The sequence below is a fragment of the Azospirillum sp. NS33 genome, assembly GCF_059703765.1.
This window is the reverse complement of the sequence record NZ_BAAKJB010000015.1, coordinates 110,115-130,688: the sequence shown is the minus strand read 5'-3', so window position 1 is coordinate 130,688 and position 20,574 is coordinate 110,115. Positions and strand designations below refer to the sequence as shown.

The following is a 20,574-nucleotide window of genomic DNA, read 5'->3' as shown; positions in this document are numbered from 1 at the left end:
CGGAGCGGCCGGCGGCGTGCGCCGCGCCACCGGACCGACCGCCGTCACCCCAGGGTCAGGCCGCGGAGCTGCCGGTTGGCCACCGCCAGCATGGCGAGGTCGACGGCGGGCTGGGCGCGCAGCTCGGCCAGCAGCTGCTCGACCCGCTCCACCACCGGCCGGCGCTGCTCGATCCAGCCGGCGACGGGGTCCTCCTCCGGCTGCTCCGGCGTGCTCTCCAGCACCCGCACGGTGAGGTGCATCTGGTGGGCGTAGAGGTCGTCGACGATGGCGGCGGTGGCCTGCTTCTGCCAGTGGTTGTCGGTCTTCACCAGGGCGGCGCGGTCGCGCAGCCATTCCAGGCCGAAGCGGCGGCCCAGCATGAAGTAGACCGCCGCCACCGCGGCCACGTCGCGCTCCGCCCGCTGGGCGATGCGCACCAGGTCGGGGGCGACCGCCAGCACCGGCAGGCTGGCGACGCGGCGCCCCACCGCCTCCGGCACGCCCTGCTCGGCGAAGCCGGCGCAGCGCTCGGCCAGGCGGCCCGCCTCCTCGGCGTCGAGCACGCCGTCCAGCCCGGCGGCCAGGGTGACGATGGCCGGGCGGTAGACCGCGGTCTCCGCGGCGATGTCCAGGGGGTGCGGGCAGTTGGTGAGGAACCACGCCACCGCGCGCTCCATCAGCCGCACCGTCTCCACCAGCATGCCGGTCTGCACCTCGGCCGGGACCTGGTTGTCGAGCCCCTCGATGGCGCCCCACAGCGGGCGCAGGTCGAAGGCGTCGCGGACGATGGCGTAGGCCCGGCTGACGTCGGCCGGCCCCATGCCGGTCTTCTCCATCATCTCCTTCACGAACACCGGGCCGACCCGGTTGACCACGCTGTTGGTGACGCTGGTGGCGATGATCTCGCGCCGCAGGCGGTGGCGGTCGATCGCCGCGGCGAAGCCGTCGCGCAGGGCCGCCGGGAAGTAGCGGTGCAGGTCGGCGGCCATGAACGGGTCGTCGGGCAGGTCCGACGCCAGCAGGTCGTCGTACAGGGTGATCTTGGCGTAGGCCAGCAGCACCGCCAGCTCCGGCCGGGTCAGGCCGCGGTGCTCGGCGGTGCGGGTGGCCAGCTCCTCGTCGTCGGGCAGGGTCTCGATGCGGCGCTTGAGGCGGCCGGTCTTCTCCAGGGCGCGGATGAAGCGGGCCTGGGCCTCCAGCATCTCCACGCCGCGGCTCTGCGCCACCGTCAGCGCCTGGCTCTGCAGGTAGTTGTCGCGCAGCACCAGCGCCGACACCTCCTCGGTCATCTCGGCCAGCAGGCGGTCGCGCTGCTTGACCGTCATGTCGCCGCGGCCGACCACGTCGCCCAGCAGGATCTTGATGTTGACCTCGTGGTCGGAGGTGTCGACCCCGGCGGAGTTGTCGATGGCGTCGGTGTTGATGCGCACCCCGCACTGGGCCGCCTCGATCCGGCCGCGCTGGGTGACACCCAGGTTGGCGCCCTCGCCGACCACGCCGGCGCGCAGCTCCTCGGCGTCGATGCGCAGGGCGTCGTTGGTCTTGTCGCCGACCTCCGCATGGCTCTCGGCGGAGCCCTTGACGTAGGTGCCGATGCCGCCGAACCACAGCAGGTCGACCGGCGTGCGCAGCATGGCCTGGATCAGCTCCTGGGGCGTCACCTGCTCGGTCCCGATGGCGAAGGCGGCGCGGATCTGCGGCGTCAGGGCCAGCGACTTGGCGGAGCGGTCGTAGATGCGGCCGCCGAAGGACAGCAGCGAGGCGTCGTAGTCGGCCCAGGAGGAGCGCGGCAGCTCGAACAGGCGGCGGCGCTCCTGCCAGCTCAGCGTCGGGTCGGGGTCGGGGTCGCAGAAGATGTGGCGGTGGTCGAAGGCGCCCACCAGCCGGGTGAACCGGGACAGCAGCATGCCGTTGCCGAACACGTCGCCGGACATGTCGCCGACGCCGACGCAGCTGAACGGCGTGGTCTGGATGTCGCGCCCCATCTCGCGGAAATGGCGCTTGACCGATTCCCAGGCGCCGCGGGCGGTGATGCCCATCTTCTTGTGGTCGTACCCCTGGCTGCCGCCCGACGCGAAGGCGTCGCCCAGCCAGAACCCGTGGTCCAGCGAGATGCCGTTGGCGATGTCGGAGAAGGTGGCCGTGCCCTTGTCCGCGGCCACCACCAGATAGGGGTCGTCGTCGTCGCGGCGGACCACGCCGGCCGCCGGCACCACCGCGCCCGCCGCGTCGAAGTTGTCGGTGATGTCGAGCAGGCCGCGCATCAGCGTCTTGTAGCAGGCCACCCCTTCGGCCAGCGCCGCCTCCCGCCCGGCCGAGGCCGGCGGCGGATGCTTGACCACGAATCCGCCCTTGGAGCCGACCGGCACGATGACCGCGTTCTTGACCATCTGCGCCTTCATCAGGCCGAGGATCTCGGTGCGGAAGTCCTCGCGCCGGTCCGACCAGCGGATGCCGCCGCGCGCCACCTTGCCGCCGCGCAGGTGCACCCCCTCCATGCGCGGGGAGTAGACGAACACCTCGACCCACGGCCGCGGCAGCGGCAGGTCCTCGACCGCCTGGCTGTCGATCTTGAACGACAGGTAGGTCTTGGGCTGGCCGTCGGCGCCGGGCTGGTAGGCGTTGGTGCGCAGGGTCGCCTGGATGGCGTTGACGAAGCGGCGCAGGATGCGGTCCTCGTCGAGGTTCGCCACGTCGTTCAGCGCCTGGGCGATGGCCTCGGCGATGGTGGCCTGGCGGGCCTCCGCACCGTCCTGGCGGGCGGGGTCGAAGCGCGCCTCGAACAGCGCGACGATCATCCGGGCGATGGCGGGATGGGCCGCCAGGGTCGCCTCGACGCTGTCCTGGGCGTAGGGGATGCGGGCCTGACGCAGGTACTTGGCGTAGGCGCGCACCACCGTCACCTGGCGCGCCGACAGCCCGGCGCGCAGCACCAGCCGGTTGAAGCCGTCGTCCTCCATGCGGCCTTCCCACACCGCCGAGAACGCCTCCTGGAAGGCGTCCTTGACCTGGGCGCAGTCGACCGCGGCGCCGGTCTGGGTGCGGGTGCCGAAATCGTGGATCCACACGGCGTGGGGCCGGTCGGCCAGGGCCACCTCGAAGGGCATCTCGGTGATGACCTTGAGGTCCATGTGCTCCAGCATCGGCAGCACGTCGGACAGCGGCACCGGCCGGCCCTCGTGGTAGAGCTTGAAGCTCACCTCCGCCGGGTCGGCCTCCAGCGGCCGGTAGAGGTTGATGGCGACCTGGCCGCGGGCCAGCACGCTCTCCACCCGGTCGATGTCGTGGACCGCCGCCTCGGCCGAGAAGATCTCCCGATAGCCGGTGGGGAACGCGCCGCCGTAGCGGGCCATCAGGCGGATCGCCGCCTCGTCGCCGCGCAGCCCGACCAGCGCGTCGCGCAGGTGGTCGCTCCAGTCGCGGGCCGCCTGGGCCAGGCGGGCCTCGATGTCGGCCACGTCGATGTCGGCGGTCTGCCCCGGCTCGGTCTTGATGATGTAGTGGACGCGGGCCAGCACGCTCTGCGCCAGCGTCGTGGTGAAGCCGGTGCAGGTGCCCTTCAGGGCGTTCTCCAGGATGCCCTGGATGCGCAGGCGCAGGCCGGTGTCGTAGCGGTCGCGCGGCACGTAGACCAGGCAGGAGCAGAACCGCTCGAACGGGTCCTTGCGCACGAACAGGGCGAGGCGCTGGCGCTCCTGGAGGTGGAGGATGCCGAGCGCCGTCGACAGGAGGTCGTCCAGGCCGATCTGGAACAGCTCGTCGCGGGGGTAGTTCTCCAGGATGTTGAGCAGCGCCTTGCCGTCGTGGCTCTTCGGCTCGAAGCCGGCGCGCTCGAACACCGCCGCCACCTTGCGGCGCAGGAACGGGATGTCGCGGGGGCTGCGGTTGTAGGCCGACGAGGTGAACAGGCCGACGATCAGGCGCTCGCCGACGATCCGGCCCTCCGGGTCGAAGCGCTTGACCAGCACCGCGTCCATGTGCGTGGCCCGGTGGACGGTGGCCGTCTTGTTGGCCTTGGTCACCATCAGCACGCGGGGCTGGCGCAGGAAGTCGCGGACGTCCGGCGGCAGGGTGCTGAAGTAGCGCAGCCCGTCGAACACCGTGTAGTCGGCGTCGCGCAGGATACCCAGGCCGCTGCCCTCGACCATGCGCAGCATCGGCTCGCCGGTCGCCGCGTCGTCCTCGAAGCGGTACTCCCGGCAGCCGAGATAGGTGAAGTGGTCGGCGTCCATCCAGTGCAGGAAGGCCTCGGCCTCGGCCACCTCGTCGGCCGGCAGGACGCGGCGCATGGCGTCGGCGTCGCCCAGCGATTCGCGCAGCTTGCCCCGCATCTCCCGCCAGTCGGCGACGGCCACCCGGACGTCGTGCAGCACCCGCTCCAGCCCGGCCTGGACACGGGTCAGCGTGGCCACGTCGGTGTGGGTGCCGACCTCCACGTGCATGAAGGACTCCGCCAGCGTCCCGCCGTCCGGCGCGCCGTCGCGCGCGGTCCCCTCGGCCGCCGCGAGCGCGGTCAGCGTGCCGCCGTCGTCGCGGGTCACCCGCACCACCGGGTGGATCACCAGATGGACCGTCAGCCCCTGGCGGTTCAGCTCCGCCGTCACCGAGTCGACCAGGAACGGCATGTCGTCGTTGACCAGCTCGACCACCGTGCGGTGGGAGGTCCAGCCGTGTTCCTCGATCCGCGGGTTGTAGACCCGCACCCGCGCCTCGCCGGGCCGGCGCCGCTGCCCCCACTGCCACATCGCCACCGCGGCGCCGTAGAGCTGCTCGGCCGGCGCCTGCGCGATGTCGTCGGGCGGCACATTGGCGTAGAAGGCCCGCACGAAGCGCTCGGCCATGTCGGCACGGTCGCGCTCCAGCCGGCCGCGCACCTGGCGCACCACCGCTTCCGTCAGCTCGTCCTTGATCTGCTCGGCCCTGAGCGCCATGGCCGCCCTCCCGTCCCGTGTTGGTCCACGTGTGGCGCAGAGACTAGCCTTTTCCCGGCATTGGGCAACCGCAACCGCGCCCGACTGCCACCAACGGCCCACCCGATCCGCCGGCGGCCGCCTTTCCCGCTTGCCGGAACCGTGGCGTGTGCCATTTTGATAGGTGGCTGTGCACGTGGACGGGGAAGGGCGGGAACGGGGATGGACGCGGCCGTGTGGATCGGTGCGGCGACGCTCGCCGCGGCCGCGGGTGCCGTGGCGGGATGGGTCGCGCGGGGGCGGAACGCCGCCGGGGTCCGCGCGGCGGCCGCCGAGTCGGTGCGCGGCGGCCTGACCGAGGCGCTGCTCGACGCCGCGGTCGACGCGGTGATCATCATCGACTCCAAGGGGCGGGTGCGGTCGATGAACCGGGCCGCCGAGCGCACCTTCGGCTACGCCGCCGCGGAGGTGGTCGGCGGCAACGTCAGCGCGCTGATGCCGGAGCCGTACCGTGGCCAGCACGACGCCTATCTCGCCCGCTACCTCGCCTCCGGCGAGGCCCGCATCATCGGCAAGGGCCGGGAGGTCGAGGGGCTGCGCCGCGACGGCAGCACCTTCCCGATGGAGTTGGCGGTGGGCGAGGCGCTGGTCGACGGCGAGCGGATGTTCGCCGGCTTCGTCCGCGACCTCAGCCTGCGCAAGCGGACCGAGGAGCAGCTGCGCTACAGCGAGGCCAAGAACCGCGCGGTCCTGGAGGCCGCGGTCGACGGCATCGTGACCATCGACGAGCAGGGCCGGATCGAGAGCTTCAACCGCGCGGCGGAGCGCATTTTCGGCTACGCCGCGGTGGAGGTGCTGGGGCGCAACGTCAGCCTGCTGATGCCCTCGCCCGAGCGGGAGGCCCACGACGGCTTCCTCGCCGCCTATCTGCGCACCGGCCAGGCCCGCATCATCGGCACCGGCCGCGAGATGCAGGGGCTGCGCAAGGACGGCACGGTGTTCCCGATGGACCTCGCGGTGGGCGAGGGGTTCCTGGCGGGGCGGCGCATCTTCGCCGGCACGGTCCGCGACATCTCCGAGCGCAAGGCGGCGGAGCGGTCCCTGCGGATCGCCAAGGAGGAGGCGGAGCGGGCCAACACCGCCAAGACGCGGTTCCTCGCCGCCGCCAGCCACGATCTGCGCCAGCCCGTGCAGTCCCTGGTGTTCTTCGCCGCCGCCCTGTCCGCACGCCTGCCCGACGGGCCGCTGCGCGGCATGGTCCGCGACATGGAGCTGGCGGTCGACGCCCTGAAGATGCTGCTGGATTCGTTGCTCGACGTGTCGAAGCTCGACGCCGGCGTCGTGGCGGCGAAGCCGCTGGCTGTCCCGGTCGACACGGTGCTGGCGACCATGCGCGCCAACTTCGCCGCCGTCGCCGCGGCCAAGGGGGTGGACCTGCGGGTGCTGCCCAGCAGCGCGGTGGTGCGCACCGATCCGCTGCTGCTGGGGCGGCTGGTGCAGAACCTGGTGGACAACGCCGTGCGCTACACCCCCAGCGGGCGCATCCTGCTGGGCTGTCGGCGGCGCGGCGAGACGCTGCGCATCGAGGTGCTGGACACCGGCATCGGCATCCCGTCGGAAGCCCAGGCGGACGTCTTCGAGGAGTTCACCCAGGTCGGCAACGCCGAGCGTGACCGCACCCAGGGCCTCGGCCTCGGCCTGGCCATCGTCCGGCGTCTGGCGCGGCTGCTCGGCCACCCCGTCGGCCTGCGCTCCGAGCCCGGCCGCGGCTCGGCCTTCTGGGTCGACGTGCCCTACCTGCCGACGGCGCGCCCGCGCCCCCTGGCCGGGGTGCGGCCGCCCGACGAGGGCCTCGGCGGGCGCCGCACCATCGTGCTGATCGACGACGAGCCGGTGGTGCTGAGCAGCCTGACCGCGCTGCTGCAGGGCTGGGGCTACCACGTGATCGCCGCCGAATCGGCGGCCGAGGCGGTGGCCCTGCTCGACGCCCGGGCCCGGCCGCCGGCGATCATCCTGGCCGACTACCGCCTGCGCGAGGGGCGCACCGGGACGGAGGCGATCCGCACGCTGTGCGACCTGTTCCGCCAGCCGATCCCCGGCATCATCATCACCGGCGACACCGCGCCGGAGCGCATCCGCGAGGCGCGGGCCAGCGGCCTGGGCGTGCTGCACAAGCCGGTCACCCCGCCGGTGCTGCTGAACGCCCTGACCGACACCATGGGGCGGGCGTGACCGGCGGGACGGTCAGGCGAATCCCTCCAGCACGATCTTGCCCCGCGACCGCCCGCTCTCCAGCAGGGCGTGGGCGCGCACCAGGTTGGCGGCGCTGACCGGGCCGAAGCGCTCGGCCAGGGTGGTCCGCAGGGTGCCGGCGTCGACCAGCTTGGCCACCTCGTCCAGGATACGGCCCTGGGCGTCCATATCAGCGGTCTCGAACAGCGACCGGGTGAACATCAGCTCCCAGTGCACCGACACGCTCTTGCGCTTGAACGGGCGCACGTCGAGCGCCGCGGGGTCGTCGATCAGGGCGAACCGGCCCTGGGGGGCGATGGCCTCGGCGATCGCCTCCAGGTGCTGGTCGGTGTGGGTGGTGGAGAACACGAAGCCCGGCGCGCCGAGGCCCAGCCCGGCCACCGCCGCCGCCAGCCCCTCGGTGTGGTCGACCACGTGGTGCGCGCCCAGGCCGCGCACCCACGCCGCGCTCTCCGGCCGCGCCGCCGTGGCGATCACCGTCAGGCCGGTCAGCCGGCGGGCCAGCTGCACGGTGACCGAGCCGACGCCGCCGGCGCCGCCGATCACCAGCAGGGCGGGGGCGGCGCCGGGCACCGGCCTGGCCACGTCGAGGCGGTCGAACAGCGTCTCCCAGGCGGTCAGCGCGGTCAGCGGCAGGGCGGCCGCCTCGGCCCACCCCAGCGACTCCGGCTTGTGGCCGACCAGGCGCTCGTCGACCGCGTGGAACTCGGCGTTGGTGCCGGGGCGGCCCAGCGCGCCGGCGTAGAACACGGCGTCGCCCGGGCGGAAGCGGGTGACCTCCGCCCCCGTGGCGACCACGGTGCCGGCGGCGTCCCAGCCCAGCACCTTCCACCCCCCGGCCTCGGCGGCGGCGGAGCGGCGGACCTTCGTGTCCACCGGGTTGACCGAGACGGCGCGGACCTCGACCAGCAGGTCGCGGGGGCCGGGCTCCGGCCGCGGCAGCTCGATGTCGACCAGGGCGGCGGGATCGTCGATGGGGCGCGGGGTGCGGTAGCCGACGGCGCGCATGGTGTCCTCCTTCGCGGGATGGGGGGTGTTGTCCGGGGGAGGTCTGCACCCTATGATCCCATTCCGCAAGAACGCACATTTACGGCCCATAGTGTCGAAAAGGATACCGTGATGCCCCGCATCCCGCACAAGCGGCTGGACTGCAGCCCGGGCTGCGCCGTCGAGGCGACGCTGGCGCTGATCGACGGCAAGTGGAAGGGGGTGGTGCTCTACCACCTGTTCGAAGGCACCCTGCGCTTCAACGCGATCCGCCGCCGCCTGCCCAACGTCACCCAGCGCATGCTGACCACCCAGCTGCGCGAGCTGGAGGCGGACGGGCTGATCGTGCGCACCGTCTATCCGGAGGTGCCGCCCAAGGTGGAGTACAGCCTGTCGCCGCGCGGCCGCAGCCTGGAGCCGGTGATCCGGGTGCTGAAGGCGTGGGGCGACGCCCACGCCGCGCCGCCGCCGCCGCAGGAGCCGCCGCCGGCGGGGCCGGCACCGGACGCCACCGCCCTCGAATCCATCGACTGAGGCGATCGATTCGAGCACTATAATGCGTTGGATCGAACGGTAACGCGGTGCGACGGTCGGCCTGCCAACCGTGGGGAGCCGACCATGACCGCCTCGCCGACCGATCCCGGCGGATTTGCCGCCGCCGCACCGCCCGCCACCACTGGGGCCCGTCCGGGCGCCGCCGGCGCGCTGGTGCCCGGCCTGCTGCTGGCCGCCGCGGTCGCGGCCGCCGCCTACGCGGTGCGCGCCCTGCCGTGGGCGGCCGCGGTGAGTCCGATGATCCTCGCCGTCGTGCTGGGCATGCTCGTGCGCACCCTCGTCGGCACGCCGCGGCGCGCCCGGGCCGGCGTCGGCTTCGCCATGCGCCGGGTGCTGCGCGCCGGCATCGTGCTGCTGGGGCTGCAGCTCACGGCGGCCCAGGTGGTGGCGGTGGGCGGGGCCGGGATCGCGGTGCTGGTCGCCGCGCTGGCCGCCACCTTCCTGGTCACGGTCCGGCTCGGCCGGGCGCTGGGGGTCGAGCGCAAGCTGGCCGAGCTGATCGCCGCGGGGACCGCGATCTGCGGGGCCTCGGCGGTGCTCGCCACCAACACGGTGACCGACGCCCCGGACGAGGACGTGGCCTACGCCATCGCCTGCGTCACCGTGTTCGGCTCGGTCGCCATGCTCGCCTACCCGCTGCTGGCCGACGCGCTGGGCCTGTCGGACGCGGCCTTCGGCCTGTGGGCCGGCGCGTCGATCCACGAGATCGCCCAGGTCGTCGCCGCCGCCCACCAGCACGGCGCGCACGCCGGCGACGTCGCCACGGTGGCCAAGCTGTCGCGGGTGATGATGCTGGTCCCGGTGGTGCTGACCCTCGGCCTGCTGGCCCGCCGTGGCCGGGCCGGGCCGGGCGCGCGGCGCGCGGCGGTTCCGGTGCCGTGGTTCCTGGCCGGCTTCGTCGGGGTGGTGGCGCTCAACAGCGCGCTGGCCCTGCCGGCGGCGGTGCCGGCGCTCGCCGCCCCGGTGACCACGGCCCTGCTGACGGTGGCGCTGGCCGCCATGGGGCTGGAGACCGACCTGCGCAAGCTGCGCGCCAAGGGCCTGCGGCCGCTGCTGCTGGGCGCCGCCGCCTTTCTTTTCATCGCGGTTTTCAGTCTGATGCTGGTGGTGGTGGCAACCTGACGCGGCGCCGATGACCCTGGAGCAGCTTCGCATCTTCGTGGCGGTGGCGGAACGCGAGCACGTGACCCGGGCGGCGCGCGCCCTCAACCTCACCCAGTCCGCCGTCAGCGCGGCGGTGGCCGCGCTGGAGGGGCGGTACGCCGCCCGCCTGTTCGACCGGGTCGGCCGCAACGTCGTCCTCACCGAGGCGGGCCGGCTGTTCCTGGCCGAGGCGCGGGCGGTGCTGGCCCGCGCCGCCGCCGCCGAGACGGTGCTGGGCGACGTCACCGGCCTGCGCCGCGGCTCGCTGCGCGTGGCGGCCAGCCAGACCGTCGCCAACTACTGGCTGCCGCCGCTGCTGCACCGCTACCGCACCGCCCATCCGGGCATCGCCCTGTCCCTGTCCATCGGCAACACCGAGCAGGTGGCGGCGATGATCCACGACGACCGGGCGGAGCTGGGCATCGTCGAGGGCGTCGTGGACGACCCGGTGCTGGTGCAGACCACCGTGGCCGAGGACGAGCTGGTGCTGGTGGTGGCGGCCGGCCCTGCCGCCCGGACCGGCGGCGCCGTCGGCCCGGCGGCCCTGCGCCGCCTGCGCTGGGTGTTCCGGGAGCGCGGGTCCGGCACCCGGGCGGCCTTCGAGGCGGCGCTGGGCGCCGCCGGGGTCGCGGCGGCCGACCTCGACGTGGTGCTGGAGCTGCCGTCCAACGAGGCGGTGCGCACGGCGGTGGAGCACGGCGCCGGGGCGGCGGTGCTGTCGCGGCTGGCGGTCGCCGGGGCGCTGCGCGGCGGCGCCCTGGTGGCCCTGGATCTGGCCCTGGACCTGCCCCTGCCGCGGCGCCGCTTCCTCGCCCTGCACCACCGCGAGCACCACGTGACCCGGGCCGCGGCGGCGCTGCTGGCGCTGGTCGGGCCGGCGCGGCCGGCGCGGCCGGCGGAAGGGACATGACGGCCGGGCCGCCGCCGTGGTAGACAGGCGTTCGGCTTCCGTTCCAGTTCCGGGGGGTTCCCATGGCCCGACGCGCCGGCAGCGCCGACCTGCCGCTCCACAGCGGGCGCGTGCCGGCGTGGCTGGCCCGCCGCATGGCGCGCCTCGGCGCGGTGATGGTGGAGGCGATCGCCCACCATTACGGCCGCGACGAGGTGCTGCGGCGCCTCGCCCATCCCTTCTGGTTCCAGTCCTTCGGCGCCGTGATGGGGATGGACTGGCACTCCTCGGGCATCACCACCAGCGTGCTGGGCGCCCTGAAGCGCGGGCTGGAGCCGGTGTCCGGGGAGCTCGGCCTGCACGTGTGCGGCGGCCGTGGCCGCCACTCCCGCCGCACCCCGGCCGAGCTGGCGGCGCTCGGCGCGCGGGTCGGCTTCGACGCCGACGCCCTGGTGCGGGCCAGCCGGCTGGTCGCCAAGGTGGACAGCGCCGCCGTCCAGGACGGCTTCGATCTCTACCTCCATGGCTTCGTGGTCACCGACGACGGCACGTGGACGGTGGTGCAGCAGGGCATGAACGGCGACAGCCGCCTGGCCCGGCGCTACCACTGGCTGTCGGAAGGGGTGGAGAGTTTCGTCGAGGCGCCCCACGCCGCCATCGACGGCCGCGCCGGCGGCGCCATCGTCAACCTGACCGACCGCCGCGCCGCCGCGTCGCGCCACGGCCAGCTCGACCTGCTGCGCGACCTCGGCCCCGACGGCCTGGTGCGCGAGGTCGCGGCGCTGGAGCCGCCGCCGCCGCCGCCGCCGGAGTCGCCGGCGCCGGCCCAGCCGCTGCTGCCCCATCTGGTGATGCCGGGCCATCACGACGTGCGCCCCGGCGACGTCATGCTGCGCCGCCTGCACGGTGCGCTGGCGGCCGCCGCGGCCGCCGGGCCGGCCGACTTCGCCGAGCTCCTGCTGGTGCCCGGGGTCGGCGCGCGCACCGTGCGCTCCCTGGCCCTGGTGGCGGAGGTGGTGCACGGCGCCCCCTGCCGCTTCGCCGACCCCGCCCGCTTCTCGCTGGCCCATGGCGGCAAGGATGGCCATCCGTTCCCGGTGCCGACCGCGGTGTACGACCGCACCATCGACGTGCTCAAGGCGGCGCTGGCCACGGCCCGGCTCGGCAACGACGAGCGCCTGGACGCGATCCGCCGGCTCGACGCCCAGGCCCGCGTCCTGGAGCGCCACGCCACCGGCCCGGCGCTGCCCGCCCACCTGGCCGACGAGCGCCGGCGGTCGGCGGACCACGGCGGGCGCACCGTGTTCGGCTGGGCCGGCGGGGCCGGCGCCGGCGCCGGCACCGGCACCGGCGCCTGACCCAGGGGAGGACCGTTCATGCCCGCCGACACGCTCACCGTCCTGCTGTGGCTCGCCGCCGTCGGCTGCGGCGTCATGGCCGGGGTCTACTTCGCCTTCTCCACCTTCGTGATGGCGGCCCTGGGCCGCCTCGACCCGGCCTGCGGGGCGGCGGCGATGACCGCGATCAACGCGGTGATCCTGCGCTCGGCCTTCATGCCCCTGTTCTTCGGCACGACGCTGCTGGCGGCGGCGCTCGCCGTGGCCGGGGCGCTGGGCTGGGGCGGCCCGGCCGCCCTGGCCGGCGGCCTGGTCTATGTGGCCGGCATGTTCGGGGTGACGGCGGCCCGCAACGTGCCCCTCAACACCGAACTGGCGGCGGCGTCCGGGGAGGCGGCGCCCGGAGACTCAACGGTGGTGTGGACCCGCTACCAGCGCGACTGGACGCGCTGGAACCACGTCCGCACCGCCGCCTCGGCCCTGGCCAGCGCCCTGTTCCTCGCCGCGGCGGGGTGAGGGGGCGCCGGCCAGGGCCGGACGGTACGGCGGGCCACACCTTTCCGATCCTCGCCCCCGCATGGGGGCGACATCCCCTGCCGTTTACAATTTCCCAGTGTCCACCGAGTTTCGATCCACGCCCCCGCATGGGGGGCGACAGAAGATCATCGCCATGGGGTGCGGCAACGATAGGTTTCGATCCACGCCCCCGCATGGGGGGCGACCGTTGTCAACGCCGGCTGAAAACTGACCCACTTTGGCTCTTTGGCACCGGTCGAAAACTGACCCACCGAAGCGCCGCGGGGTGGGGCGAGCCCCACCCCGCGGCGGCGTTCATTTTCCCTCGGATTTGGGAGCGAAGCCGGCCTTGCGCTTGTCCTTGAGGCGCCAGCTGTCGCCCTGGATCTGGACGAGGGCGGCGTGGTGGAGCAGGCGATCGAGCATGGCGGCGGTGAGCACCGCGTCGCCGGCGAAGGCCTGATCCCAGCTGCCGAAGGTGAGGTTCGAGGTCACCACCACCGAGCCCTTCTCGTAGCGCTTGGCCACCACCTGGAAGAAGAGGTTCGCCTGCTCGCGGCCGAGCGGCAGATAGCCGATCTCGTCGATGATCAGCAGCCGGTAGGGCATCACCGTCCGGTTCATGTACTCCTTCAGCCGCCCCTGGCGCTGTGCCGTTTCCAGTTGGAGCACCAGGTCGGCTGCGGTGATGAAGCGGGTCTTGATGCCGCGCTGGGTGGCGAGGTAGCCGAGCGCGATGGCCAGGTGGGTCTTGCCGACGCCGCTGGGCCCGAGGAACACCACGTTCTCCGTGCGCTCGATGAAGGCCAGGGTGGCCAATTCCATGATCTGCTGGCGCGGTGCGCCGACGGCGAAGTCGAAGTCGTACTGGTCGAGCGTCTTGACCGCCGGAAAGCTGGCCAGCGTGGCCAGGGTCGTTCGCGCCCGAGCGCGGCGCAGATCCCTCTCGGCCCGCAATGCGGTTTCCAGGAAGTCGGCAAAGGTGGCGGAGCGGCGGGCGGCGTCCTGGGCCAGCGCCGGCCACTGTCCGGCAACCCCGGCCAAGCGCAGGTCCTCGCACAGCTCGGCGATACGCTGATGCTGAAGGTCCATCACGCCACCTCACCCGCGGCCAGCAGCGCGTCGTAGACGGCCAGCGAATGCTGCACAACCGGCGCCGGCGTCGCGGCGGTCGCCGGCACCAGCGACAGCCTCCCCGGCCAGGGCTGCGGCAGCGGCTGCAACGCCGGCCGCTCCTCGGCCAGCCGTTCCAACGGCACCTGGCCGGTTCCGCCATGGACGCGGGTGTTGGCCACGTCGCGCAGCCACTTGCGCACCTCGATGTTGGCGGTCATCGCGTCCAGCCTCTCGCCGCGCTGCTCCAGCCGCGTCGTCAGCGGCACCAGGAAACTGTCGCGCAAATACCGGATGAACCGCTCCACCTTCCCCTTGGTCTTGGCCCGGTACGGACGACACAGGCGCGGCCGAAAGCCGGCATGGTGGGCAAAATCCCGGAAGGCCGGCTGGAAACGGTGCAGACCGGGGCCATAGACGTCACGCCCGACCACCACCGTACGCATGTTGTCGTAAAGGATCGTCCGCGGCACGCCACCGAAAGACACGAAGGCTTCCTGATGGCAGCCGATCAGCGTCTCCAGCTTCTCATCGGTGACGAACTCGACGTAAGCAGCGCGGCTGTAGCCGAGCACCGCGATGAAGGCCGACAGGCGATCCGCGCCGCGCCGCACCACGGCCCAATCGACCTGCATCTGATCGCCCGGCGCCGTCTCGAAACGGACCACCGCCTCGGGTTCCGCCGACGGCCGAAGCGTCGCCAGATGCTCGCGAAGGAGGGTGATGCCGCCGTCGTAGCCGCGCTGGCGCAGTTCCGTAAGCAGCGCTGTCGCCGACAAACGCTCCGGCGCCGCCTGCCGCACCCGTTCCGCCAGCCAATCCGCGTGAGCCGCCAGTTTCCCAGCCACCGGCGGCCGCGCCGTGTAGCCGGGCTCCGCCCCCCGCGCATACCGCCGAACCGTGTTCCGAGACAGGCCCAACTCACGGGCAATCTCCCGGATGCCCTTGCCCTGCTTCAACATAACCCGGATTTCCATAACTCCCTCCGCTGTCTGCATCCCTCCCCCCTCCGCGCAGGTCGGGGGGAGTCTAGAAGCGGTGGGTCAGTTTTCGCCCGATGAACCCGGGTCAGTTTTCCAGCGATGGCAACACCGGAGCCGCACCGGCTTGGGAGTTTATCGACCGCACCGGCAAAGGCCGAAGCCACAAGCCACCGATTCCGGTCCATGGTGAAACCATCGTAGCCCACCGGGGACCGAATGCCGACCTGAGGGCCATGATCCTCCGCGGGCGAGCCCCCTTGGGACTCTACTGACGCCACATGCTTGCTGCGGCGACGGCTCCACCGCCGCCTTCTGCCGGCTTTGCCTCCGATTCGGCGATTGGGACTCTACCGACGCTCTCCGGCCAAGCCGCAGCACCAACTTATCCACTGGACTCTGCCGACGCCAAAGAGGGACTCCACTGACGCGACTCCGACTTATCCAGAGGACTCCACTGACGAATCTAATAGTTAAAAGCTAATAGTTCTCCAAATAGCTCCGTCAGCAGAGTCCCACTTGCTTTTGCGCCCGGCCTCACCCTGAATGCAATCCATGGGTGACGTTCATCAACTGATCATGCAACACGGCATCGATGGTGCCAGGGCCCTCGCCGGCACAAAAGCCGAGCGCTATGCCGTCGACGCCGCCGCAGCCTTGCTCACCGACGAAGAAAACCGGCTTGGTATTACCCACGCCGGCTTCGCCATGACCTCACTTCCCCACAAACGCATCGACGGCCCGATATGGCGAAGGGAAGGAAACAAGATCACCCTTCTCGTGGAATCCGGCCGTGACCGTCGCGGGGAGTTGATCGGTGTGCCTTTCGGCTCCATAGCGCGCCTGATCCTTCTGTACCTTCAGACCGAGGCCATCCGCACCAACTCCCCCGAGGTCGAACTCGGGCGGAGCATGAAAGCGTGGATGACCAAGATGGACCTGACGACCGGCGGCAAGACCTATCAACTCGTCACCGAACAGTCCCGGCGCATTTCCGCCTGCCGCCTCACCTTCTTCACCGATGGCAGGGCCGGTGCCGAGCATCGGGAAAACGGTGCTTTCGTTCGCAGTGCCATTTCGTTGGCAGGAGTGATCGACGACGACCAACAGACACTCTGGCAAGATCGCGTCCGCCTTGACGACGGCTTCTGGCAGTCCCTGAAGGAACATCCCGTTCCAGTACGGGAAGAGGCCATCCGGGCCATCGGCAAGCGCAGTCTGGCGATCGACGTTTACATCTGGCTGGCTTACCGTCTGCACGCCCTGTCACGACCGACGCCGGTGACCTGGGTGGCGCTGCACAGCCAGTTCGGTGCCGGCTTCCGACTGATCAGGCAAATGAAACCGACCTTCCTCGAAGCGCTGCAATTGGCGCTGGCGGTCTATCCGGAAGCACGTGTCAGCGTTGAAAAGGACGGGCTCATCCTTCACCCTTCGGCACCGGCGATCCCACGCCCCGAAGCGCGCCGCCTCAATATGGTTTGAGGATTGGGGCCCTCCCGACAGCGTCACCAGAGTCCCAATCCCGTAACCCTACTCCCATACGGGTTGGATGTTCCGAAGAACATGCTGCACGTGGGAAGCCGCCGATCCGCCCGGCCCATCCCGACCTTGAGGCGCCGGTCCGCCCATGCTGTCGCGTGGATGCATTGCACGGGGCCGACACGTGACAACGTGTCGGTTTCCGGCCCGGCACGTATAATGCTGCCAAACCGGCGATGCCCGCCCCCCTTCCCGCCCGAACGAGCGCAACCCCGATGCCTGAGCCGTCTCCCTTCGACGCCGACACCATCGCCCGTTTCGAAGCGGCGGACGTGATCTTCGTGGCGCAGGACGGGTTCCGCCAGCCCTCGGCCCGGGTGCGCTGCTACAATTTTGCGCGGGCACTCCGGCAGCAGGGACTGCGGGCCGAGGTGCTGTCCTTCTTCGACCATCTCGGCGCCACCGACCAGTGCGGTCCGCTGTCGACCATTCCCGAAGAGGAGAAGCTGCGCCTGAACCTGCAGGCGCACGGCATCCTTGCGCGCAATCCCCGTGCCGTCCTGTACATGCAGAAGGTCGGCTATCACGCGCTGGCCGTGAGTTTGGCGGCGGCGCGCGGCGGCAATCCGGTGATCCTGGACTACGACGACTACGAACTCGACATGCAGCCGTTCCGGCGGCTGGAGCCGTGGCTGCCGAGCCTGAGGCCGGGCGAGCTGCTGGGCACCATGGCGAACCGGGCGGTCGCCTGCGTGGCGGCAAGCCACCGGCTGTACGACATCCTGGCGCCGCTGAACCCGAACACGCACCTGATCCACACCGTGGCCGACCAGGAACTGTTCAGCCCCGCGGGACGGGAGGCACCGCGCCGACGCTTCGGCAACTTCGTCAACATCCTCTATTCCGGCGACTTTTGGGGCGACATCCCCATGAAGGACGTGCTGTTCGCGCTCGACGCCTTTGCGCTGGTGCCGTGGCGGATACGCGAACGGGCGCGATTCCACATCATCGGTTTCGGCCGCGCCTGGGAAGACCTGAAGGCCCGGATCCGCGAGCGGTTCCCCGATTTGCCGGAGATCGTGCTTCACGAGTTCATCCCGCCGACCGAGTTCGGCGCCGTGCTGCGCGAGATGGACATCGGCGTTCTTCCCTATTCCGCCAACGCGTTCAACGCGGCCAAGAGCCCGACCAAGATGTTCGAGTACATCCTTGCCAAGGTTGCCGTGTGCGCCACCCCGGTCGGCGAGGCGGTGCATTGCCTGACGCCCGACGTGCACGGGCTGTTCGCGTCGGACATCGAGGAATATGCCGGGAGCCTGGCCCGGCTGATCGCCGATGATGCACACCGCAATCATCTGGCCGAAGCCGCCTACGCACTGGCCCTGGAGCGCTATTCGCTCCAAGGCATTGCCGAACGGCTGGCGACGGTGGTGCGCGATGCCCTGCGGCCCACCACGGCGGTCGGCCCTGAGGTGACTCTGGAGCAGCACCTGACGGTCGCTCTCGGCCGCACCCGTCCCGTCGCACCGCGTGAGGTTCACCTGGTGCGGGAAGACCTGCGGGCACTGCTTGCGCTGGAAGACCCGGCCGCCTGCGATCCGCGCCGCTGGTCGGCACCGCTCCTGGCCGCACTCCAATGGCCCGGCCTTGCCTCGGTCGACGGCGTCCCCGCCGAGCGCGTCCGGGTGCTGCAGGCGGCCGGGTCGCTCTGCCGCAACGCCGCCCGGCTGCGACCGGCGCTTCGCCTTCCCGCCATGCCACGACCGGCCGGCCCACCGTCGCTCAGCAAGCTTGCGGCGGTGGAGGATTGGGAGGACGGGCACTGGTGGTCGTGGGCCATGCGCTTTCGCACCAACGTGTCCAGCTTCCGCGCTCCTTATGCCGATGACGCGGACACCGTCCGGCTGAACGACGAGGACATCCGCAACAACGTCTGCAATTTCTTCAAACGCAGCCATGGCACCTGGGAACGGGTGCAGATCCTGTACGCGCTCGACCGGCTGGGTCTGCTGGACGGCAACGCCCGCCTGCTCGTGGGAAGCTGCGACGTGGACGGGTTGCCGCTGCTGTTGAGCGAGTTGGCGGCGCGCGTGGACGTGGTCGACCTGGGGGCGCGGGCGGCCGAGCACGCGGCGCGGGTGGCGGCCGGCGAGCGTGACCCGTGGCTTGCCAAGCCCCGCCGCTTTCGCCGGGAGCGACTGGCCATCCATCACGATGCCTTTGATGGGGTCACTGGTCCCTTCGATGCCGTGGTGCTGCCCCAGAATACGGCTGTTCGGCAGGGGATCGCAGAGCTGCTGGCCCGGGCGGATCAGCAGCTTGCGGTTGGCGGAATTGCAGCCTTTTCTATCGCCGTGTGTCTGGGCGATGGCCGCGCGGATGACGTGCCGGGCCTTGGTGTTGGTGTCGCCGTGGCGTTTGCCGACGCGCTGGCCGCGCACACCGGCTTCACGGTGCTCGGGCCGGTCGACCTCTCGCTCAGCGATGCCACGCTGGACCGTTTCGCCGAGACCGGAACCCCGTCGGCGGACAACCCCTTCCTGGTGGCCCGCACCGCCGGAACGCTCCACGCCACGGCGGTCTGGATCTGCCGCAAGACCACCGGAACACCGCCGGGTGGATGGGCGCGTCTCGGCCGCTTCCTGGTGGAATAGGGGCGGCTATTCCGCCGACAGGGCCTGCGGGTTGGCCTCTTCGACGTAGACGTCGCGCAGGCGTGCCTCCGGCACACCATGGCGCAAGGCATCCTGGCGCATCGCGCTGCGCGTCGACCACATGCGCGGGGTCAGGAACACCGTGCCGGTGAAGCCGGCCAGGAGCGCCGGATCCTCCACCGGTACCGCTCCCAGGGTCTGGCCGGCCAGCGTGCCGTCGAAGAGTCGAATGCGCCCGCCTGCCACCAATGCCTTCAACGCCGGGACCCTTCCCAGGGCTTCGAAGAAGTCGCTTCCGATTCCCCACAGCGCAATCGGTCCGGTCTCAACGGCGCCGACCACCGCCTCGCCGAGCCGCGTCCACTGCCGGCCCAGATAGTCCGACGTGGATTTGGCGCGGTCGGCGCCGATGGCGAAGTCGGCCGTGTCCGTCAGCCGGCGCATCTTCTCGCCGCCGTCGGGCACGTAGAGATACTGGTCGTCGAGTGCCGCCCCCTTGTAGCGGTCGAGATGCCCCTTCTCGCGCAGGGTGGCCATCGGCGTGCCTTCGATCTCTCCGCATCCCGTCTCCTGGAAGGTGTCCAGCGGCAGCGAGGCGATGTAGCGCTTGGTGTCCAGCATCTGCTCGCGCGTCTCACCGGGCAGGCCGTAGGTGAAGGTGCCGTGCACGGTCATGCCCAGGCGCTTCAGCTCGTGGACCACGGTGCGCGCCTTTTCCAGGTTCAGGCGCTTGTTGACGATGTTGTCGTTGACCCACTGGTTGCCGCTTTCGAAGCCGAGCTTCACCCCGAAGCAGCCAGCGTCACGCATCGCCTTCCATGTGTCGAGCCGGATCGTGTCGGCCCGGCACATGGCCGACCAGGGCAGGCCGATGCGGGTCATGACCTCGCAGATACCGAGGACATGCTTGTCGGCGAGATTGAAGGTGTCGTCGTCGAAATAGATCGATTTGTAGCCGTAGCGGCCAATCAGGTCGCGCAGCATGCCCTCGATGTAATCGGGGGAATAGAAGCGGACCGAGCGCTTGCCGGTTCCGTCCGGATCGTTGCCGGTCATGGTTGCCGGCCAGACGCAGAAGATGCACTTGTACGGGCAGCCGCGGCTGGCCCAGAGCTGGAGCTGAGGCGCCTTCTGCCCGGCAGGGTTCACGTCCCAGTAGCGATGGGCGATCGTCTCGTCGAAATAGGGATAGGGGGCGGCGTTCATCTCCTCCACACTCAGGAGGTCGTGCGCGAGCACGCCCGAAGCGCCGCTCAGGACGTGCACGGCGCCCTTCTCGTACTCGCCCTGGAGGACGGCGTGCACCGGGACATCGGCCATCACCGTCTCGCCCTTGGCGGACAGGGCGCCGGTCAGGACGATCCGGGTCTCGGGCAGCATCTCCTTGATGCGGTGGACGATCGTCCGGTCATGATCCCAGCAGGGCGTGGCCGTCTCGATGAAGACGTAGTCGTAGCGGGCCTCCTGCAGGTGCCGGAAATAGTCGGCATAGGACTCCCGCAGGACGATGGAATCGCGGAAGACCACGTCGGCGCCTGTGGCCTTGGCGGCATAGGTCGCCGCATAGCCCATGAAGAAGGGGTAGGGCATATACTCGCCGAACACGAAGTTGCCTGGGGAGGAATGGGCCGGGCTGGTGTGCGGCCAGCGTGATCCCGCACGCACGCCGCTGAACCAGGCGGATGCCGGCGCGGTTTCGCCGTCGAAAGCATAGCGCTTGATCCACCACGGCGGATTGCTGAACAGGACTTTCATGGCAGCTCCTCCTTGCCC

13 protein-coding genes are annotated in these 20,574 nt (G+C 71.3%); 8 read left to right on the top strand and 5 right to left on the bottom strand.

Going from position 1 to position 20,574, the window contains the following annotated elements; translation table 11 throughout:
• Window positions 1-44: 44 nt before the first annotated feature.
• Entirely contained in the window at window positions 45-4,913 is a 4,869-nt protein-coding gene (locus AC6H2I_RS15000; protein ID WP_497501463.1) for an NAD-glutamate dehydrogenase, read from the bottom strand.
• A gap of 201 nt (window positions 4,914-5,114) precedes the next feature.
• Here AC6H2I_RS15000 and AC6H2I_RS14995 point away from each other — a divergent pair, with 201 nt between their 5' ends.
• Window positions 5,115-7,124, top strand: a complete 2,010-nt coding sequence (locus AC6H2I_RS14995; RefSeq protein ID WP_497501462.1) for a PAS domain-containing hybrid sensor histidine kinase/response regulator — start codon at window positions 5,115-5,117, stop codon at window positions 7,122-7,124.
• Between the two features lie 12 nt (window positions 7,125-7,136).
• Here the strand turns inward: AC6H2I_RS14995 and AC6H2I_RS14990 are convergent, their stop codons facing one another.
• Window positions 7,137-8,153, bottom strand: a complete 1,017-nt coding sequence (locus AC6H2I_RS14990) for a zinc-binding alcohol dehydrogenase family protein (protein WP_497501461.1) — start codon at window positions 8,151-8,153, stop codon at window positions 7,137-7,139.
• Between the two features lie 111 nt (window positions 8,154-8,264).
• Here AC6H2I_RS14990 and AC6H2I_RS14985 point away from each other — a divergent pair, with 111 nt between their 5' ends.
• From AC6H2I_RS14985 to AC6H2I_RS14965, 5 genes are all read left to right on the top strand, one after another.
• Window positions 8,265-8,666, top strand: a complete 402-nt coding sequence (locus tag AC6H2I_RS14985; RefSeq protein WP_497501460.1) for a winged helix-turn-helix transcriptional regulator — start codon at window positions 8,265-8,267, stop codon at window positions 8,664-8,666.
• 84 nt (window positions 8,667-8,750) lie between these two features.
• Window positions 8,751-9,809, top strand: coding sequence for a YeiH family protein (locus AC6H2I_RS14980; protein WP_497501459.1), 1,059 nt, complete (start codon window positions 8,751-8,753; stop codon window positions 9,807-9,809).
• Between the two features lie 10 nt (window positions 9,810-9,819).
• Complete coding sequence (locus tag AC6H2I_RS14975; protein ID WP_497501458.1) at window positions 9,820-10,740, top strand: LysR substrate-binding domain-containing protein; 921 nt, start codon at window positions 9,820-9,822, stop codon at window positions 10,738-10,740.
• Window positions 10,741-10,802: 62 nt separating this feature from the next.
• Complete coding sequence (locus AC6H2I_RS14970; protein ID WP_497501457.1) at window positions 10,803-12,077, top strand: DUF763 domain-containing protein; 1,275 nt, start codon at window positions 10,803-10,805, stop codon at window positions 12,075-12,077.
• A gap of 18 nt (window positions 12,078-12,095) precedes the next feature.
• Window positions 12,096-12,572, top strand: coding sequence for an anthrone oxygenase family protein (locus AC6H2I_RS14965; protein WP_497501456.1), 477 nt, complete (start codon window positions 12,096-12,098; stop codon window positions 12,570-12,572).
• A gap of 315 nt (window positions 12,573-12,887) precedes the next feature.
• On the opposite strand, the gene istB is transcribed toward AC6H2I_RS14965, so the two are convergent.
• Together istB and istA are read right to left on the bottom strand one after the other, a co-directional pair.
• Window positions 12,888-13,664, bottom strand: coding sequence for an IS21-like element helper ATPase IstB (gene istB, locus AC6H2I_RS14960; RefSeq protein ID WP_497501418.1), 777 nt, complete (start codon window positions 13,662-13,664; stop codon window positions 12,888-12,890).
• Window positions 13,664-14,683: an IS21 family transposase gene (gene istA / locus AC6H2I_RS14955; RefSeq protein ID WP_497501417.1), complete on the bottom strand. Its 1,020-nt coding sequence runs from the start codon at window positions 14,681-14,683 to the stop codon at window positions 13,664-13,666. The genes istB and istA overlap by 1 nt, the downstream gene beginning before the upstream one ends.
• Window positions 14,684-15,220: 537 nt before the next feature.
• On the opposite strand from istA, the gene AC6H2I_RS14950 reads away from it, so the two are divergent.
• Both AC6H2I_RS14950 and AC6H2I_RS14945 read left to right on the top strand, forming a co-directional pair.
• Complete coding sequence (locus AC6H2I_RS14950; RefSeq protein WP_497501455.1) at window positions 15,221-16,150, top strand: replication protein RepA; 930 nt, start codon at window positions 15,221-15,223, stop codon at window positions 16,148-16,150.
• Window positions 16,151-16,422: 272 nt separating this feature from the next.
• A complete protein-coding gene (locus tag AC6H2I_RS14945; RefSeq protein ID WP_497501454.1) occupies window positions 16,423-18,801 on the top strand; it encodes a glycosyltransferase family protein in 2,379 nt (792 codons plus the stop codon).
• Window positions 18,802-18,807: 6 nt separating this feature from the next.
• Here the strand turns inward: AC6H2I_RS14945 and AC6H2I_RS14940 are convergent, their stop codons facing one another.
• Entirely contained in the window at window positions 18,808-20,556 is a 1,749-nt protein-coding gene (locus AC6H2I_RS14940) for a B12-binding domain-containing radical SAM protein (RefSeq protein WP_497501453.1), read from the bottom strand.
• Window positions 20,557-20,574 lie beyond the last annotated feature (18 nt).

Coding starts and splice junctions, on each gene's coding strand:
- istB (WP_497501418.1), bottom strand. CDS start 13,664: ATGGACCTTCAGCATCAGCGTATCGCCGAGCTGTGCGAGGACCTGCGC.
- istA (WP_497501417.1), bottom strand. CDS start 14,683: ATGCAGACAGCGGAGGGAGTTATGGAAATCCGGGTTATGTTGAAGCAG.
- AC6H2I_RS14950 (WP_497501455.1), top strand. CDS start 15,221: ATGGGTGACGTTCATCAACTGATCATGCAACACGGCATCGATGGTGCC.
- AC6H2I_RS14975 (WP_497501458.1), top strand. CDS start 9,820: ATGACCCTGGAGCAGCTTCGCATCTTCGTGGCGGTGGCGGAACGCGAG.
- AC6H2I_RS15000 (WP_497501463.1), bottom strand. CDS start 4,913: ATGGCGCTCAGGGCCGAGCAGATCAAGGACGAGCTGACGGAAGCGGTG.
- AC6H2I_RS14970 (WP_497501457.1), top strand. CDS start 10,803: ATGGCCCGACGCGCCGGCAGCGCCGACCTGCCGCTCCACAGCGGGCGC.
- AC6H2I_RS14980 (WP_497501459.1), top strand. CDS start 8,751: ATGACCGCCTCGCCGACCGATCCCGGCGGATTTGCCGCCGCCGCACCG.
- AC6H2I_RS14990 (WP_497501461.1), bottom strand. CDS start 8,153: ATGCGCGCCGTCGGCTACCGCACCCCGCGCCCCATCGACGATCCCGCC.
- AC6H2I_RS14985 (WP_497501460.1), top strand. CDS start 8,265: ATGCCCCGCATCCCGCACAAGCGGCTGGACTGCAGCCCGGGCTGCGCC.
- AC6H2I_RS14940 (WP_497501453.1), bottom strand. CDS start 20,556: ATGAAAGTCCTGTTCAGCAATCCGCCGTGGTGGATCAAGCGCTATGCT.
- AC6H2I_RS14965 (WP_497501456.1), top strand. CDS start 12,096: ATGCCCGCCGACACGCTCACCGTCCTGCTGTGGCTCGCCGCCGTCGGC.
- AC6H2I_RS14945 (WP_497501454.1), top strand. CDS start 16,423: ATGCCTGAGCCGTCTCCCTTCGACGCCGACACCATCGCCCGTTTCGAA.
- AC6H2I_RS14995 (WP_497501462.1), top strand. CDS start 5,115: ATGGACGCGGCCGTGTGGATCGGTGCGGCGACGCTCGCCGCGGCCGCG.